13 protein-coding genes and 1 tRNA gene are annotated in these 14,325 nt (G+C 70.5%); 10 read left to right on the top strand and 4 right to left on the bottom strand.

The genetic code is table 11. The features are described from left to right. The first annotated feature begins 8 nt into the window (after positions 1–8). The 6 genes from ACIBQ6_RS18650 (at position 9) to pyk (ending at position 7,368) form a co-directional block, all read left to right on the top strand. Complete coding sequence (locus ACIBQ6_RS18650) at positions 9–1,487, top strand: glutamate synthase subunit beta (RefSeq protein WP_358293852.1); 1,479 nt, start codon at positions 9–11, stop codon at positions 1,485–1,487. Positions 1,488–1,589: 102 nt separating this feature from the next. After that, positions 1,590–2,171, top strand: coding sequence for a TetR/AcrR family transcriptional regulator (locus ACIBQ6_RS18655; RefSeq protein WP_397213173.1), 582 nt, complete (start codon positions 1,590–1,592; stop codon positions 2,169–2,171). 90 nt (positions 2,172–2,261) lie between these two features. Further along, positions 2,262–3,707, top strand: a complete 1,446-nt coding sequence (locus ACIBQ6_RS18660; RefSeq protein ID WP_397213175.1) for an MDR family MFS transporter — start codon at positions 2,262–2,264, stop codon at positions 3,705–3,707. 141 nt (positions 3,708–3,848) lie between these two features. Next, positions 3,849–5,555 (top strand): S8 family peptidase, encoded by a 1,707-nt coding sequence (locus tag ACIBQ6_RS18665; RefSeq protein ID WP_397213177.1) that lies wholly within the window; start codon positions 3,849–3,851, stop codon positions 5,553–5,555. Then, a complete protein-coding gene (locus ACIBQ6_RS18670) occupies positions 5,552–5,902 on the top strand; it encodes a DUF2784 domain-containing protein (protein ID WP_358293844.1) in 351 nt (116 codons plus the stop codon). The genes ACIBQ6_RS18665 and ACIBQ6_RS18670 overlap by 4 nt, the downstream gene beginning before the upstream one ends. Positions 5,903–5,937: 35 nt before the next feature. Beyond that, entirely contained in the window at positions 5,938–7,368 is a 1,431-nt protein-coding gene (pyk, locus tag ACIBQ6_RS18675) for a pyruvate kinase (protein ID WP_352327603.1), read from the top strand. A gap of 102 nt (positions 7,369–7,470) precedes the next feature. Here pyk and dapD read toward each other — a convergent pair whose 3' ends face one another. Together dapD and ACIBQ6_RS18685 are read right to left on the bottom strand one after the other, a co-directional pair. Further along, the gene (dapD, locus tag ACIBQ6_RS18680; protein WP_358293842.1) at positions 7,471–8,433 is read right to left on the bottom strand and encodes a 2,3,4,5-tetrahydropyridine-2,6-dicarboxylate N-succinyltransferase; all 963 of its coding nucleotides are present in this window, start codon (positions 8,431–8,433) and stop codon (positions 7,471–7,473) included. Between the two features lie 24 nt (positions 8,434–8,457). Then, the gene (locus ACIBQ6_RS18685; RefSeq protein WP_358293840.1) at positions 8,458–8,880 is read right to left on the bottom strand and encodes a pyridoxamine 5'-phosphate oxidase family protein; all 423 of its coding nucleotides are present in this window, start codon (positions 8,878–8,880) and stop codon (positions 8,458–8,460) included. Between the two features lie 222 nt (positions 8,881–9,102). On the opposite strand from ACIBQ6_RS18685, the gene ACIBQ6_RS18690 reads away from it, so the two are divergent. Beyond that, positions 9,103–9,696, top strand: coding sequence for a TIGR03086 family metal-binding protein (locus ACIBQ6_RS18690; protein ID WP_397213179.1), 594 nt, complete (start codon positions 9,103–9,105; stop codon positions 9,694–9,696). Positions 9,697–9,794: 98 nt separating this feature from the next. Here ACIBQ6_RS18690 and ACIBQ6_RS18695 read toward each other — a convergent pair. Beyond that, positions 9,795–9,867: transfer RNA gene (locus tag ACIBQ6_RS18695), tRNA-Leu, on the bottom strand. Between the two features lie 88 nt (positions 9,868–9,955). Here ACIBQ6_RS18695 and ACIBQ6_RS18700 point away from each other — a divergent pair. The 3 genes from ACIBQ6_RS18700 (at position 9,956) to ACIBQ6_RS18710 (ending at position 13,546) form a co-directional block, all read left to right on the top strand. Next, on the top strand, positions 9,956–10,540 hold the full coding sequence (locus tag ACIBQ6_RS18700; protein ID WP_352327599.1) for a response regulator: 585 nt from the start codon (positions 9,956–9,958) through the stop codon (positions 10,538–10,540). Between the two features lie 151 nt (positions 10,541–10,691). Then, a complete protein-coding gene (locus tag ACIBQ6_RS18705) occupies positions 10,692–11,984 on the top strand; it encodes an ABC transporter substrate-binding protein (protein ID WP_358293837.1) in 1,293 nt (430 codons plus the stop codon). Positions 11,985–12,238: 254 nt separating this feature from the next. Next, positions 12,239–13,546 (top strand): ABC transporter substrate-binding protein, encoded by a 1,308-nt coding sequence (locus ACIBQ6_RS18710; RefSeq protein WP_358293835.1) that lies wholly within the window; start codon positions 12,239–12,241, stop codon positions 13,544–13,546. Positions 13,547–13,549: 3 nt separating this feature from the next. Here the strand turns inward: ACIBQ6_RS18710 and ACIBQ6_RS18715 are convergent, their stop codons facing one another. Further along, positions 13,550–14,218 carry a hypothetical protein gene (locus ACIBQ6_RS18715; RefSeq protein WP_358293833.1) on the bottom strand — a complete coding sequence of 223 codons (669 nt, stop codon included), beginning with the start codon at positions 14,216–14,218 and terminating at the stop codon, positions 13,550–13,552. Positions 14,219–14,325 lie beyond the last annotated feature (107 nt).

Consider the following 14,325-nt stretch of genomic DNA (forward strand, 5'->3'; position numbering starts at 1 on the left):
CGTACTCGATGGCTGACCCCAAGGGTTTTCTCACGCACGAGCGGGAGCTGCCGGCGCGCCGCCCGGTCGACGTCCGCATCAGCGACTGGCGGGAGGTCTACCAGGACTTCCCGCAGGAGAAGCTGACCAGGCAGGCGGCCCGCTGCATGGACTGCGGCATCCCGTTCTGCCACAACGGCTGCCCGCTCGGGAACCTCATCCCCGAGTGGAACGACCTCGTGTACCGCGCCGACTGGCGCGAGGCGATCGAGCGGCTGCACGCCACGAACAACTTCCCGGAGTTCACCGGCAGGCTCTGCCCGGCTCCGTGCGAGGCGGCGTGCGTGCTCGGCATCAACTCCGACCCGGTGGCGATCAAGCGGGTCGAGGTCGAGATCATCGACCGCGCGTTCGCCGAGGGCTGGGTGACCCCGCAACCGCCGCGGGTGCGCACCGGCAAGAAGGTGGCCGTCGTCGGCTCGGGCCCCGCGGGCCTGGCCGCCGCCCAGCAGCTCACCAGGGCCGGGCACGACGTGGTGGTGTTCGAACGCGCCGACCGCCTCGGCGGCCTGCTGCGGTACGGCATCCCCGAGTTCAAGATGGAGAAGCGCCACATCGAGCGGCGCCTGGAGCAGATGCGGGCCGAGGGCACCAGGTTCCGCACCGGCGTCGACGTCGGCGTCGACGTCACCGCGGCCGAGCTGCGCGAGCAGTTCGACGCGGTGGTGCTGTCGGGCGGCGCCACCCAGTGGCGTGACCTGCCGGTCGCCGGGCGCGAGCTCAAGGGCGTCTACCAGGCGATGGAGTACCTGCCCCTGGCCAACAAGGTCCAGGAGGGCGACTACGCGGTCGCGCCGGTCTCGGCCGAGGGCAAGCACGTCGTGGTGATCGGCGGCGGCGACACCGGGGCCGACTGCATCGGCACCGCGATCCGGCAGGGCGCCGCGTCGGTGACCCAGCTGGAGATCATGCCGCAGCCGCCCGCGTCCCGGCCCGGCAGCCAGCCGTGGCCGACGTTCCCCATCCTGTTCAAGATGGAGAGCGCGCACGAGGAGCTGGCCGACGGCGGCGGGGAGCGCGTCTACGCGGTCTCCACCACCGAGTTCGTCGGCGACGAGGAGGGCAACGTCAGGGCGCTGCGCCTGGTCGAGGTCGAGGGGCCGCAGAACGGCTTCAAGCCGATCCCCGGCACCGAGCGGGAGATCCCGGCCGAGCTGATCACCCTGTCCATGGGCTTCCTCGGGCCGGAGAAGGGCGCCCTGCTGGAGGACCTGGCCGAGGTCGCGGGCGAGGGCTTCTACGACGCCCGCGGCAACGTCGCCCGGGACAAGACGTACATGTCCAAGGTGGACGGCGTGTTCGTGGCCGGTGACATGGGCCGCGGGCAGTCGCTCATCGTGTGGGCCATCGCCGAGGGCCGTTCGGCCGCCTCGGGCGTCGACCGGTACCTGAGCGGGGAGACGGCGCTGCCGTACCCGATCCTGCCGACGGCGCGTCCGCTGGTCTGACCTGCGTGAAGGGCCCCGGAGCCGGACGGCTCCGGGGCCCTTCGTCATTTGCACACTCTGCAAGTCTTGCAGGATGTGCAAATTCTGCGTAGAGTGCAACGCATGGAGAGTCCGGAACAGCGCCGTGAGCGCCGCAGGGCCGAGAAGCGGCAGGCCATCCGGCTGGCCGCGGTGCGGCTGGCGCTCGACGAGGGCCTCGACGCCGTGACCGTCGAGGCCGTCAGCGCGGCGGCCGACATCTCGCCCCGCACGTTCTTCAACTACTTCGCCTCCAAGGAGGAGGCGCTCGTCATGGAGCCGATCTGGCGGCCGGACGACATCGTCGCCATGCTCGCCGACCGGCCGGCCGACGAGCCCGCCTTCCTGTCGCTCAAGGCGGTGGCCCGGGAGCTCGCCGTACGCGTGCGCCCGGTCTGGGACACCATGCAGCCGTTCATGGAGCTCAACAACCGTTACCCCGAACTGGCCGCCAGGGCGCGCGCCGCCGACCAGACCCAGATCATGGAGACGGTCCTCGGCGCCGTGCGGGCCAGGCCCGGAGTGACCGGCGGCATCCACGCCCGGATGCTGCTCATCACGACGTTCGGCGCGATGATCTCGGCCATCCAGGAGTCGGCGGCCACGGACGAGCCGGTCGAAGAACTGCTCGACGAGGCGTTCGCGCTGCTCGAACGCGGACTCTGACACCTCCGGAAAGAAAGCGGCGGTCGGGGTGGCACCCCCGACCGCCGCGGATTCCTCCTGCCCTCGCGAAAGAAGCAAGGAGACAACTGAATGGTATCGACAATCGCCCAGGAGGCCCCACCGCGGCGCGGCCTCCTGCTCAGCATGGGCTCGCTCCTGCTGTGCCTGTTCCTGGCCGCCGTCGACCAGACGGTGGTGGCCACGGCCACCCCCACCATCGTGGGCGAGCTGAACGGCCTGGAGAACGTGTCGTGGCTGGTCACGGCCTTCTCCCTGACCTCCGGCATCGTCGCGCCCCTCTACGGCAAGCTCAGCGACATGTACGGCCGCCGCCGCCTGTACCTGTCGGCCATCGCCCTGTTCCTCGCCGGCTCGGCCCTGTGCGGGCTCGCCCAGACGATGGCCCAGCTCATCGCCTTCCGCGCCTTCCAGGGCATCGGCGCCGGCGGGCTGATGGTGCTGACCCTGGCGATCTCGGCCGACATCGCCACCCCGCGCGAGCGCGCCAAGTTCCAGGGGCTGTTCGGGGCGGTGATCGGCGTGGCCGCCGTCCTCGGGCCGGTCATCGGCGGCTACCTCACCGAGCACGTCTCCTGGCGCTGGATCTTCTACATCAACCTGCCGCTCGGGGCGGTCGCGCTGGCGGTCGCGTTCGCCGTGCTCCGGCTGCCGCGGCGCACCTCGCCGCACCGGATCGACTGGCCGGGGGCCGCGCTGATCTCCGGGGTGCTGACCTGCCTGACGCTGTTCGCCTCGTGGGGCGGGACGACGTACGCGTGGACCTCGCCGGTCGTCGTCGGGCTGGGCGTGGGGGCGGTCGTGCTGGCGGGGCTGTTCGTGCTGGTGGAGCGGCGGGCGAAGGAGCCGGTGCTGCCGCTCGGGCTGTTCCGCGACCGCACGCTCACGATCGCCACGGCGACCATCGTGCTGATGGCCACCGGGATGGTGGGGGCGGCCACCTTCCTCCCGCTCTACCTGCAACTGGCCGCCGGGGCCAGCGCGTCGAACTCGGGGCTGCTGCTGCTTCCCCTGATGGCGGGCATGATCGCGGCCTCGGCCGTCGCGGGGCGGCTGGTGACCCGGCTGGGGACGTACAAGTGGGTCGTGGTGACCGGGGCGGCGCTGGCGACGGTGGCCGCCTTCCTGTTCTCGACCATGGGGCTGGGGACCGGGGCGGTCACGTCCGGGCTGTACATGGTGCTGTTCGGGGTGGGGCTCGGCATGGTGCTGCAGAACCTGATGCTGGCCGTCCAGGTCAGCGCGCCCGCCGCCGACCGGGGCGCGGCCACGTCGGTGGTGTCCTTCGCCAGGAACGTGGGCGGCGCCGTGGGGGTGGCCGTGCTCGGGGGCGTCTTCAGCGGCAGGCTGGGGCAGGCGGCCCTGGCCTCGGGGGTCGCGGGTGCGGTGCCCGAGTCCGTACGGCCGGCGTTCGCCGACGCGGTCACCGGGGTCTTCGCGTGGGTCACGCCGGTCATGCTGGTCGGCGTCGTGCTGCTGGCCTGCCTGCCGAACGTGCGCCTGCACCGCGACGCCTGACCCCGTAGGACGCGGGCTCCACACGAAACCACCCCAGAGCCCGCGTCATCCCCCATCTGCCGAAATTTCATACCTAAGTTGCATCAGCCGTTGAGTGTCGGGAAGATGCAGATTCTGCGACAGTCGGTGGATGGGGGAGCAATGCGGCGAGTCGCCTCTGGCCTGACGGCGCTGGCCGTCGCCGCCGCGCTGACCGCGTGCTCGGCCGCCGCGGGCGACCGGGCCACCCCCGAGGAGCCCGCGCAGGACGGCCCCACCAGCTCCGCGCAGCCCACGCAGTCCGGCGCGACGCCCCGCACCGGCCAGAACCAGAACCTGGTCTTCTACGCCGACGGCAAGCAGGGCCAGGCCCTGGCGGCCGTCAAGCGCGCCGGTGGCACGGTCGTCGAGGAGGACGGCAAGCTCGGCTACGTGCTCACCCAGGGCGGCGGCGACGGTTTCGCCGAGAGCGTCGGCGCCGATCCGGCCGTCGTGGGCGTCTCGCCCGACCGCCGCGTGATCGGCTCCACCTCCTCCCGCGCCGCCCGCCCCGCGGGCAGGGGCTTCCCCGACGCCGGATCCATGGCCGGGAAGGGCCTGGCCCAGGAGCCCTTGGCCCACCTGCAGTGGGACATGAAGATGATCGGCGCCGACCGGGCCAACGCCAAGGCCCCCGGCGACAAGAAGGTGCTGGTCGGCGTCATCGACACCGGCGTCGACGGCAAGCACCCCGACATCGCGCCCAACTTCGACCGCGAGCTGAGCCGCAACTTCGTCACCGACAAGCCCAAGGACGAGCGCGGCGAGACCCTGGACGGCCCCTGCGAGGTCCCCTCCTGCAAGGACCCCGTGGACGAGGACGACGACGGCCACGGCACCCACGTCGCCAGCACCATCGCCTCCCCGGTCAACGGCATCGGCATCGCCGGCGTCGCCCCGGACGTGCGGATCGTCAGCATCAGGGCCGGCCAGGACTCCGGCTTCTTCTTCCTCAAGCCCAGCCTCGACGCCCTCACCTACGCCGCCGACATCGGCGTGGACGTCGTCAACATGAGCTACTACGTCGACCCCTGGCTGTTCAACTGCGCCGCCAACCCGGCCGACACCAAGAAGGAGCAGCTCGAACAGCGGGCCGTCGTCGTCGGCATGCAGCGCGCCCTCGACTACGCCCGCGGCAGGGGCGTCACGCTCGTCTCCGCCCTCGGCAACGGCTCCACCGACCTCGGGCACCCCACGGCCGACAAGCAGAGCCCCGGCTACCCGCGCGGCGACGAGAAGACCCGCAAGATAGACAACTCGTGCGTCAACGTGCCGGCCGAGTCCAAGGGCGTGATCTCGATCTCCGCCGTCGGGCCGTCCGGACGCAAGGCCGTCTACAGCGACTACGGCCTGGAGCAGACCGACCTGGCCGCCCCCGGCGGCGACGCGCTGGACGGCAAGGGCGCGCAGGCCAGCCGGTCGATCCTGGCCGCCGCCCCCGAGCACGTGCTCAAGGCCGGCGGCCGGATCGACGCCTCCGGCAAGCCCAAGGGCGCCGACGTCGTGCGCGACTGCCACAAGGGCGCCTGCTCCTACTACCAGTACCTCGACGGCACCTCCATGGCCGCCCCGCACGCCACCGGCGTCGCGGCCATCCTGATCAGCCGGTTCGGCAAGCCCGGCCCCGGCGGCCTGTCCATGGACCCCGCCACCGTCGAGGACCTGCTCTACCGGACCGCGACGCCAATGGCCTGCCCGACCCCGCGCGCCTACGTCTACAAGGTGTACGGCGAGAACGAGACCCACCAGTGCGAGGGCGACCAGGCCAAGAACGGCTTCTACGGGCACGGCGTGGTGAACGCCTGGAAGGCGGCCACCATAGAGCCATGATGTACCGCCTGCTCGCGGACGCGGTGATGGTGACGCACTTCGCCTTCCTCGCCTACGTTGCCGTGGGCGGGTTCCTGGCCTGGCGGTGGCGGCGGACGATCTACCTTCACCTCGCGGCCGTCGGCTGGGCCGTGGTGACTCTCGTCACTCACGTGGACTGCCCCCTGACCGTCGCCGAGGACTGGGCGCGGCGCAGGGGAGGGCTGCCGGGCCTGCCGCCGAGCGGCTTCGTCGACCATTACCTCGAAGGTGTCGTCTACCCTGAACAGTACGCGAACTTGGTACGGCTCGGACTCGCCGTTCTCGTGTTGTTCTCCTACGCCGGGTACGTTCTCCGTCGTCAGTGACTGCCAAGTGGTCTGTACCAATTAAGGTAGGACTCGTGACTCGTCGCGCGAAAATCGTCTGCACCCTAGGCCCAGCCACTTCGTCCAAAGAACGCCTCCACGAGCTGATCTCCGCGGGCATGGACGTGGCACGGTTCAACCTCAGCCATGGCAACCATGACATGCACAGAGAGGTCTACGACCGGGTCCGGGAGGTGGCGGCCGACCTCGGCCGCGGCGTAGGCGTGCTCGCCGACCTGCAGGGCCCCAAGATCCGCGTCGGCACCTTCGAGGAAGGGCCGGTGCGCCTCGGCTTCGGCGACGTCTTCACCATCACCACCGAGGACGTGCCCGGAGACCGCGAGCAGGTCTCGACCACCTACAAGGGCCTGCCCGGCGACGTGCGTCCCGGTGACAAGATCCTGGTCGACGACGGCCGCCTGGTCCTGGAGGCCACCCGCGTCGACGGCGACCGCGTCATCACCCGCGTCGTCATCGGCGGCATGATCTCCAACAACAAGGGCCTCAACCTGCCGGGCGTCAACGTCAGCGCGCCCGCGCTCACCGACAAGGACGAGGCCGACCTGCGCTGGGCGCTGCGCACCGGCTTCGACATGATCGCGCTGTCCTTCGTCCGCCGCCCCTCCGACGCCGACGTCGTGCGCAACATCATGGAGCAGGAGGCCGTCCGCCTGCCGCTGCTCGCCAAGATCGAGAAGCCGCAGGCCGTCGACCGCCTGCCGGAGATCGTCGAGGCCTTCGACGGCATCATGGTCGCCCGCGGCGACCTCGGCGTGGAGCTGCCGCTGGAGCAGGTGCCGATCGTGCAGCGGCGCATCATCGGGCTGTGCCGCGAGAAGGCCCGCCCGGTCATCGTCGCCACGCAGATGCTCGACTCCATGATGAGCGCCCCGCGCCCCACCCGCGCCGAGGCCAGCGACGTCGCCTACGCCGTCATGGACGGCGCCGACGCCGTCATGCTGTCGGGCGAGACGTCGGTCGGCAGCTACCCGATCGAGTCGGTCGCGACGATGGACCGCATCGCCTGCGCCGCCGAGAAGTCGTCCCTGCACGCCACCCACAGCCTGGAGCGCCTGCCGGAGACCACCGGCGGGGCCATCGCCAGGGCCGCGGCCGAGGTCGGCGCGATCGTCGGCGCCAAGGCGCTGATCGCGTTCACCATGTCCGGCGAGACCGCCCGCCGCCTGGCCCGCTACCGCTCGCCGATCCCGCTGCTGGCCTTCACCTCGGCCCCGCACGTGCGCGGGCAGCTGTCGCTGACGTGGGGCGTGGAGACGTTCCACGTGCCGTTCGTGCACCACACCGACGACATGGTGCGGCAGGTGGAGGCGTCGCTGCTGTCGCTCGGGCGGCTGGAGAAGGGCGACAAGGTGGTCATCGTGGCCGGCTCGCCTCCCGGCACGCCGGGCAGCACCAACGCGCTGCGGGTGCACACCATCGGCTCCGCGGTCTCCCACGCCAACTGACCCGCCCACGCTCCGCGCAGGCTCGCCCGGACGGGTGAGCCTGCGCCGGGACGTCCTGTGGGCCCCCTCCGCGGCGACGGCCGGCGGAGAGGGCCCTGACGGTCAGTGGGCGTGCAGGGCGGCGTTCAGGGTGATGCCCGAACCCGTGCGGGGCAGGGCCTCCACCGCGCCCGACTGCGAGTTGCGGCGCAGCAGGATCCCGTTGGAGCCCGACAGCTCCGCCGCCTTGACCACCGTGCCGTCGGGCAGCGTCACCCGCGTGCCCGCGGTCACGTAGAGGCCCGCCTCCACCACGCAGTCGTCGCCCAGCGAGATGCCGATGCCCGCGTTGGCGCCCAGCAGGCAGCGCTCGCCGATCGAGATGACCTGCTTGCCGCCGCCCGACAGCGTCCCCATGATCGAGGCGCCGCCGCCGACGTCGGAGCCGTCGCCGACCACCACGCCCGCCGAGATGCGCCCCTCGACCATCGAGGTGCCCACCGTGCCGGCGTTGAAGTTCACGAAGCCCTCGTGCATGACGACCGTGCCCGACGCCAGGTGGGCGCCCAGCCGCACCCGGTCGGCGTCGGCGATCCGCACGCCCTCCGGCAGGACGTAGTCGACCATCCGCGGGAACTTGTCCACCCCGTACACCGTCACCACGCCCTTGGCCCGCAGGCGCAGCCGGGTGCGCTCGAAGCCGGGCACCGGGCACGGCCCGAAGTTGGTCCACACCACGTTGGCCAGCAGGCCGAACTGGCCGTCCAGGTTCACGCCGTGCGGCCGGACCAGCCGGTGGGAGAGCAGGTGGAGGCGCAGGTAGACGTCGTGCGCGTCGACCGGCGGCTCGGAGAGCTTGGCGACGCCCGTGCGCACCGCCACCACCTCGACGCCCCGCGCCGCGTCGCGGCCGGTCAGCGCGGCCAGCTCGCCGGCCTCCTCGGCGGAGATCCGCTCGGTGCCCGTCGCGGGCGGCTCGCCCAGCTCGGGAGCCGGGAACCAGGTGTCGAGAACGGTGCCGTCGTCGGCGATGGTGGCGAGGCCGACGCCGAACGCGCCGGTCGAGGTGGGATCGATTGCAGTCACGAGCCAAAAATACCGGGCGCCCGCTCAGCCCAAGGAGCCCAGGTCCGCCGACAGCCACCGCTCGGGCCGCATCCGGAACGTCACCAGGACGTGCAGGTCCGAGCCGTGCACGTACCCCGTCACCGCCTCCTGCGGCAGGTAGCGGGCGGCGATGCGGGTCAGCTCCTCGATCGTCGTGGGGTCGGAGCGCACCACCGGGCCCTCGACCGACACGTACCGGTAGGTCGGGCTGACCCGCTGGACCAGCATCGTGAACCGGCCCGCCTTCGCCACCAGCCGCGCCTTGCGCGACTCGCTGTCGGTCAGGAACCTGATCTCGCCGCCGGGGCTGTAGTCGTACCAGACGGGCACGGCCAGTGGCGACCGCCCCGCGCCCGTCTCCACCGCAAGGCTCGCGATGTGCGGCTCGGCCAGGAACGTCTCCCGCTCGGTCACGCTCAACGGCATCCCCCGCCACCCCCGTCTCGTCCGTCGCAACTCGTCACAGAGGACTGTTCCCGGCGAACCGCCCGCGAAATCCCGCGCTCCGCCTCCTTGATCACGCCGGCGCCTTCACCGGTGAAAACCACTCGCACCGCCGCCGCGGACGCCGCCATCATCGACAGGTTGGCCACCCGCGGGCCTGCGGGCCGGGCTGGGTGGGTTCTTCGACGATGACGGGACATCGCCTTGGCAGACATCATCGAGCTCAACCGGCGGTCGGTGCGGGCCACCGTCGACCTGGTGAACACGATCAAGCCCGCCGACCTCGCCCGGCCGACGCCCTGCGCCGGATGGGCCGTCCGCGACCTGCTGGCACACCAGATCGTGCAGAACCACGGCTTCGCCCTGGCGGCCTCGGGCGCGCGGTCGGACCTGGCGAGCTGGCAGCCGCGCCCCCCGGGCGAGGACCACGTGGCCGAGTACGCCGCCTCCGCGCAGGCCGTCGTCGCCGCCTTCGCCGCGGACGGCGTGCTCGACCGGGCCTTCTTCCTGCCCGAGATCCGCGACGGCGGCCCGTTCCCGGCGGCCATGGCGATCGGCTTCCACTTCATCGACTGCGTCGTGCACGCCTGGGACTTCGCCAGGGCGCTCGGCGTGCCGCCCGGCATCGACGACGACCTCGCCGCGGCCGCTCTCCCGCTGGCCGCGCAGGTGCCCGACACGCCGGAGTCGCGCGGTTCGGGGAAGGCGTTCCTGCCCGGCGTCGAGCCCGGCGGGGCCGCCACGGCCCTCGACCGCCTGGTCGCCCTCCTCGGCCGCTCGCCCTCCTGGACGCCGTGACCCGGTCAACAGTTTCGGGTCTGCCCGTCGATCCGGCAGTCAGCGGATGGAGAACGAAAAACCGCCCGGCCTATGAGGGAGCCGGGCGGTCAGGCCGGTGCCCCGGGTGGGATTCGAACCCACACTGTATGGATTTTGAGGCCATCGACTCTGCCGTTGGTCTACCGGGGCGACTCGTCCGGTTTGTGATCTCGCAGCGTAATGCCCGAGGCCGCACCGGCGTGGATCTAATCTACCGGACGTCTGTACTCTTCTGCTCGTGAGTACGCAGCGGCGAGTAGTGATCGCGGAAGACGAGGCCCTGATCCGCCTCGACCTCAAGGAGATGCTCCAGGAGGACGGTTACGTCGTCGTGGGCGAGGCCGGTGACGGGGAGCAGGCGATCCAGCTCGCCGCCGACCTGCGGCCCGACCTCGTCATCCTCGACGTGAAGATGCCCGTGCTCGACGGCATCTCGGCGGCCGAGCGCATCGTGGCCGACCGGATCGCGCCGTGCCTCATCCTCACCGCCTTCTCCCAGCGTGACCTGGTGGAGCGGGCCCGCGACGCGGGGGCGATGGCCTACCTGGTCAAGCCGTTCACCAAGGCCGATCTGGTGCCGGCGATCGAGATGGCGGTCAGCAGGCACGAGGAGATGGTGGCGCTCAGCGCGGAGGTGTCCAGCCTTTCCGAGCGGCTGGAGACCCGCAAGCTGGTCGAGCGGGCCAAGGGCCAGTTGATGGCCCAGCACGGCTGGACCGAGCCGCAGGCGTTCCGGTGGATCCAGAAGGCGTCGATGGACCGGCGGCTGAGCATGCGGGAGGTTGCTCAGATCGTTATAGACGACGCGGCCGAGCGGGCATGAAAAGCGCCTATATCAGGTGATTTAGCCCCGCGGGTTGTGGCCCGGTCACGACTGGGCATCCAACCGGCTTCGGCTTCTTTCTGCGCAGGCGTCCCGGCGCATGCTGATGGGCGGACGGAAGGTCCGCTCATCTCGAACGGAGACGCTTTCGATGATCCGCATTTCCCGCGCCCTGGCCGTCGCCACAGCGGCGAGCCTGGCACTGGCGGCGTGTTCGACCGGCGGCACGACCGCCGGGACGGGCGCCACCGGCGCCGCGTCCGTGAAACCCTCCTCGGCCGCCGCGGTCAAGGGGGACGGCACGCTGACGATCGGCACCGTGCTGCCCCAGACGGGCAATCTCGCGTATCTGGGACCACCCGAGTTCGCCGGGGTCGACCTGGCGCTCAAGGAGATCAACGACGCCGGGGGAGTGCTCGGCAAGCCGGTGGCGAAGATCGACACCGACTCGGGCGACACCACGACCAACATCGCCTCGCAGTCGGTGGACAAACTGCTCGGCCAGAAGGCCGACGCGATCATCGGCGCGGCGTCCTCGTCGGTGTCGGAGTCGATCGTGGACAAGATCACGCGGGCGGGCGTGGTGCAGTTCTCGCCGGCCAACACCTCCGACAAGTTCACCACGATCAACGACCAGGGCCTGTACTTCCGCACGGCGCCGCCGGACAAGCTGCAGGGCCGCGTGCTGGGCGACCTGGTGGCCGCCGACGGCAACGACACGGTCGCCGTCCTGGCGATGCAGGACTCCTACGGCTCCGGCCTGGCCGACCAGGTGACCAAGACGGCCGAGGAGGCCGGCGCGAGCGTGGTCGAGCGGGTCGACTACGACCCCAAGGCGGCCGAGTTCTCCGCGGACGTGGCCAAGGTCAAGGCCAAGAACCCGAAGGCGATCGTGCTGATCGGCTTCGAGGAGACGGCGAAGGTCGTGCAGGAGCTGGTCAAGCAGGGCCTGACGGCCGACAAGGTCAAGTGGTACATGGTGGACGGCAACATGTCGAACTCCAACTACCTCAAGATGCCCAAGGGCACGCTGAAGGGCGTGAAGGGCACGATCCCGGGCGCCGCGGCCCCGGAGGCGTTCCAGAAGCGGCTGCTGACGGTGAACCCGAAGCTGACGAACTACACCTACGCGGCGGAGTCGTACGACGCGACGACCCTGATCGCGCTGGCGGCCGAGGCGGCCAAGGACGACTCGGGCACCGCGCTGGCCCCCAAGCTGATCGAGGTCAGCAAGGGCGGCGAGAAGTGCCAGGACTTCAAGTCGTGCGCCGACCTGCTCAAGGCGGGCAAGGACATCGACTACGACGGCGTGAGCGGCCCGGTGGACTTCAACGACGCCGGTGACCCGTCGGTCGCGACGATCGGCGTCTACCAGTACGACAAGGACAACAAGTACGACGCGGCCAAGGCGCTCGAATATCGCAAGGGCAACATCGCCGGCTAGGCGCTGGCGGCACCCCAAGCCGGACAGGCCGCCATACAACCACCCCAGTCCCGAAATTTCGGGCTGGGGTGGTTCATATGGAGTCATGGCCGTAACGCTGATGAAACATGCAATTACAGAGGGTGATTGCGACATTACAAATTAGCATAAAAGTACCCGAAATCCCCACATCTCCCCGTCAAAGAGGCATGCTGAGCTCGGAAAACGCAGCGAGGGAGATCGTTCCCCCGCTGGGAATAAGGGGAGTCTCTTTTATGATCCGCATTGCTCCAGCAGGGCGCTTCCTGGCCGTCGCGGCAGCGGCGAGCCTGGCCCTGACGGCCTGTGGCGGCGGTGGCGACACGGCCGCGCAGCAGACCACGTCCGCGGCGCCGTCCTCGTCGGCCCCGGCCACCCAGACGGAGGCGGCCAAGGGCGACGGCACGCTCACGATCGGCACCGTGCTGCCCCAGACCGGCTCGCTGGCGTTCCTCGGCCCGCCCGAGTTCGCCGGCGTCGACCAGGCCGTCAAGGAGATCAACGACGCGGGCGGCGTGCTCGGCAAGCCGGTCACCAAGATCCACACGGACTCGGGTGACACCACCACGAACGTGGCCTCGCAGTCGGCGGACAAGCTGATCGCGCAGAAGGCCGACGCCATCATCGGCGCCGCCTCCTCGTCGGTGTCGGAGTCGATCATCGACAAGGTCACCGGTGCCGGCGTGGTGCAGTTCTCGCCCGCCAACACCTCTGACAAGTTCACCACCATCAGTGACCAGGGCCTGTACTTCCGTACCGCGCCCCCGGACAAGCTGCAGGGCCGCGTGCTCGGCGACCTGATCGCCGCGGACGGCAACGACACCATCGGCATCCTGGCCATGCAGGACTCCTACGGCTCCGGCCTGGCCGACCAGGTGACCAAGACCGCCGAGGCGGCCGGCGCCAGCGTCGTGGAGCGCGTGGACTACGACCCCAAGGCGGCCGAGTTCTCCGCGGACGTCGCCAAGATCAAGGCCAAGAACCCGAAGGCGATCGTGCTGATCGGCTTCGAGGAGGGCGCCAAGGTCATCCAGGAGCTGGTCAAGCAGGGCCTGACGGTCGACAAGGTCAAGTGGTACATGGTGGACGGCAACATGTCGAACACCAACTACCTCAAGATGCCCAAGGGCACGCTCAAGGGCGTCAAGGGCACGATCCCCGGCGCCGAGGCTCCGGAGGACTTCCGCAAGAAGCTCCTGGAGATCGACCCCAAGCTCGAGGACTACACCTACGCCGCCGAGTCCTACGACGCCGCGATCCTCATCGCCCTGGCGGCCGAGGCCGCCAAGGACGACAGCGGCAAGTCCATCGCCGCCAAGCTGCCCGAGGTCAGCAAGGGCGGCGAGAAGTGCAAGACCTTCAAGGAGTGCGCCGACCTGCTGAAGGCCGGCAAGGACATCGACTACGACGGCATCAGCGGCCCGATCGAGTTCAACGACGCCGGTGACCCCGCCGTGGCCACGATCGGCGTCTACCAGTACGGCGACGACAACAAGTACGCGCCCAAGGCCCTGGAGTACCGCACGGGCAACATCGAGGGCTGACCCTCACCCGCCGCCCAGGCCGCACACGCGCAACGAGTACTGGATCAACCGGTCCTGCAGCGGCTTGGGCGGCACCACGATCACCACCCGCTCGGGGCCGCCGTCCACGGTGGCCCGCACCGGGAACAGGAACGCCTTCTTGGCCTCGGCGAAGGCGTGCGGGTCGCAGCGGCCGGGGGTGAGCGTCACCGGCACCTCCGTCCGCTGCTGCCCGGCCTCCAGCACCGCCACGGGCCGGCCGCCGGCGTCCGGCGTGATGATGTAGTGCGTGGTGCCGTCGAGCTCGGTCAGCGTCACCTTGCCGGCGCCGCGCCGGGTGACCACCAGCTTGCCCCGCATCTCCTTGCCCACCTGCTTCCAGTCGGGCCCGAACTCGATGCCGGCGGCCTCCTTGATGAGGAATTCCGAGCATTCGTCCCGAAGCAGGCGGGTCAGCAGCGGGCTGGGGTGCGGCACCTTGAAGACCACCCGGCGCGGCTGCTCGGCGCCGGCGCGGATGTTGGCCACCACGGTGGCGGGCTGGAGCTGGGGCAGGCCCGCGGGCAGGCAGTTGGCCGCGCCGTAGGTGATGCGCAGGTCGGTGCGCTCGGTCCGCTTGATCGTGGCGTCCGTCTTTTCCGGCGGCAGTGTTTTGAACGACGGCGTCACGAGCTGGACGTCGGCGAAATACACGGGTATGCCGCTGGTATTACGGACCGCCACCTCCAGCGCGTGCACGGGCTCGTCGGAACGCCATTGCTCCAGCGTGACCGATACGCCGGCGGGAGGATCCGAGGAAG

It is taken from the genome of Nonomuraea sp. NPDC049655, assembly GCF_044465465.1.
Classification (GTDB): domain Bacteria; phylum Actinomycetota; class Actinomycetes; order Streptosporangiales; family Streptosporangiaceae; genus Nonomuraea.

Coding starts and splice junctions, on each gene's coding strand:
- ACIBQ6_RS18650 (WP_358293852.1), top strand. CDS start 9: ATGGCTGACCCCAAGGGTTTTCTCACGCACGAGCGGGAGCTGCCGGCG.
- ACIBQ6_RS18655 (WP_397213173.1), top strand. CDS start 1,590: ATGGAGAGTCCGGAACAGCGCCGTGAGCGCCGCAGGGCCGAGAAGCGG.
- ACIBQ6_RS18660 (WP_397213175.1), top strand. CDS start 2,262: ATGGTATCGACAATCGCCCAGGAGGCCCCACCGCGGCGCGGCCTCCTG.
- ACIBQ6_RS18665 (WP_397213177.1), top strand. CDS start 3,849: ATGCGGCGAGTCGCCTCTGGCCTGACGGCGCTGGCCGTCGCCGCCGCG.
- ACIBQ6_RS18670 (WP_358293844.1), top strand. CDS start 5,552: ATGATGTACCGCCTGCTCGCGGACGCGGTGATGGTGACGCACTTCGCC.
- ACIBQ6_RS18685 (WP_358293840.1), bottom strand. CDS start 8,880: ATGCCGTTGAGCGTGACCGAGCGGGAGACGTTCCTGGCCGAGCCGCAC.
- ACIBQ6_RS18705 (WP_358293837.1), top strand. CDS start 10,692: ATGATCCGCATTTCCCGCGCCCTGGCCGTCGCCACAGCGGCGAGCCTG.
- ACIBQ6_RS18710 (WP_358293835.1), top strand. CDS start 12,239: ATGATCCGCATTGCTCCAGCAGGGCGCTTCCTGGCCGTCGCGGCAGCG.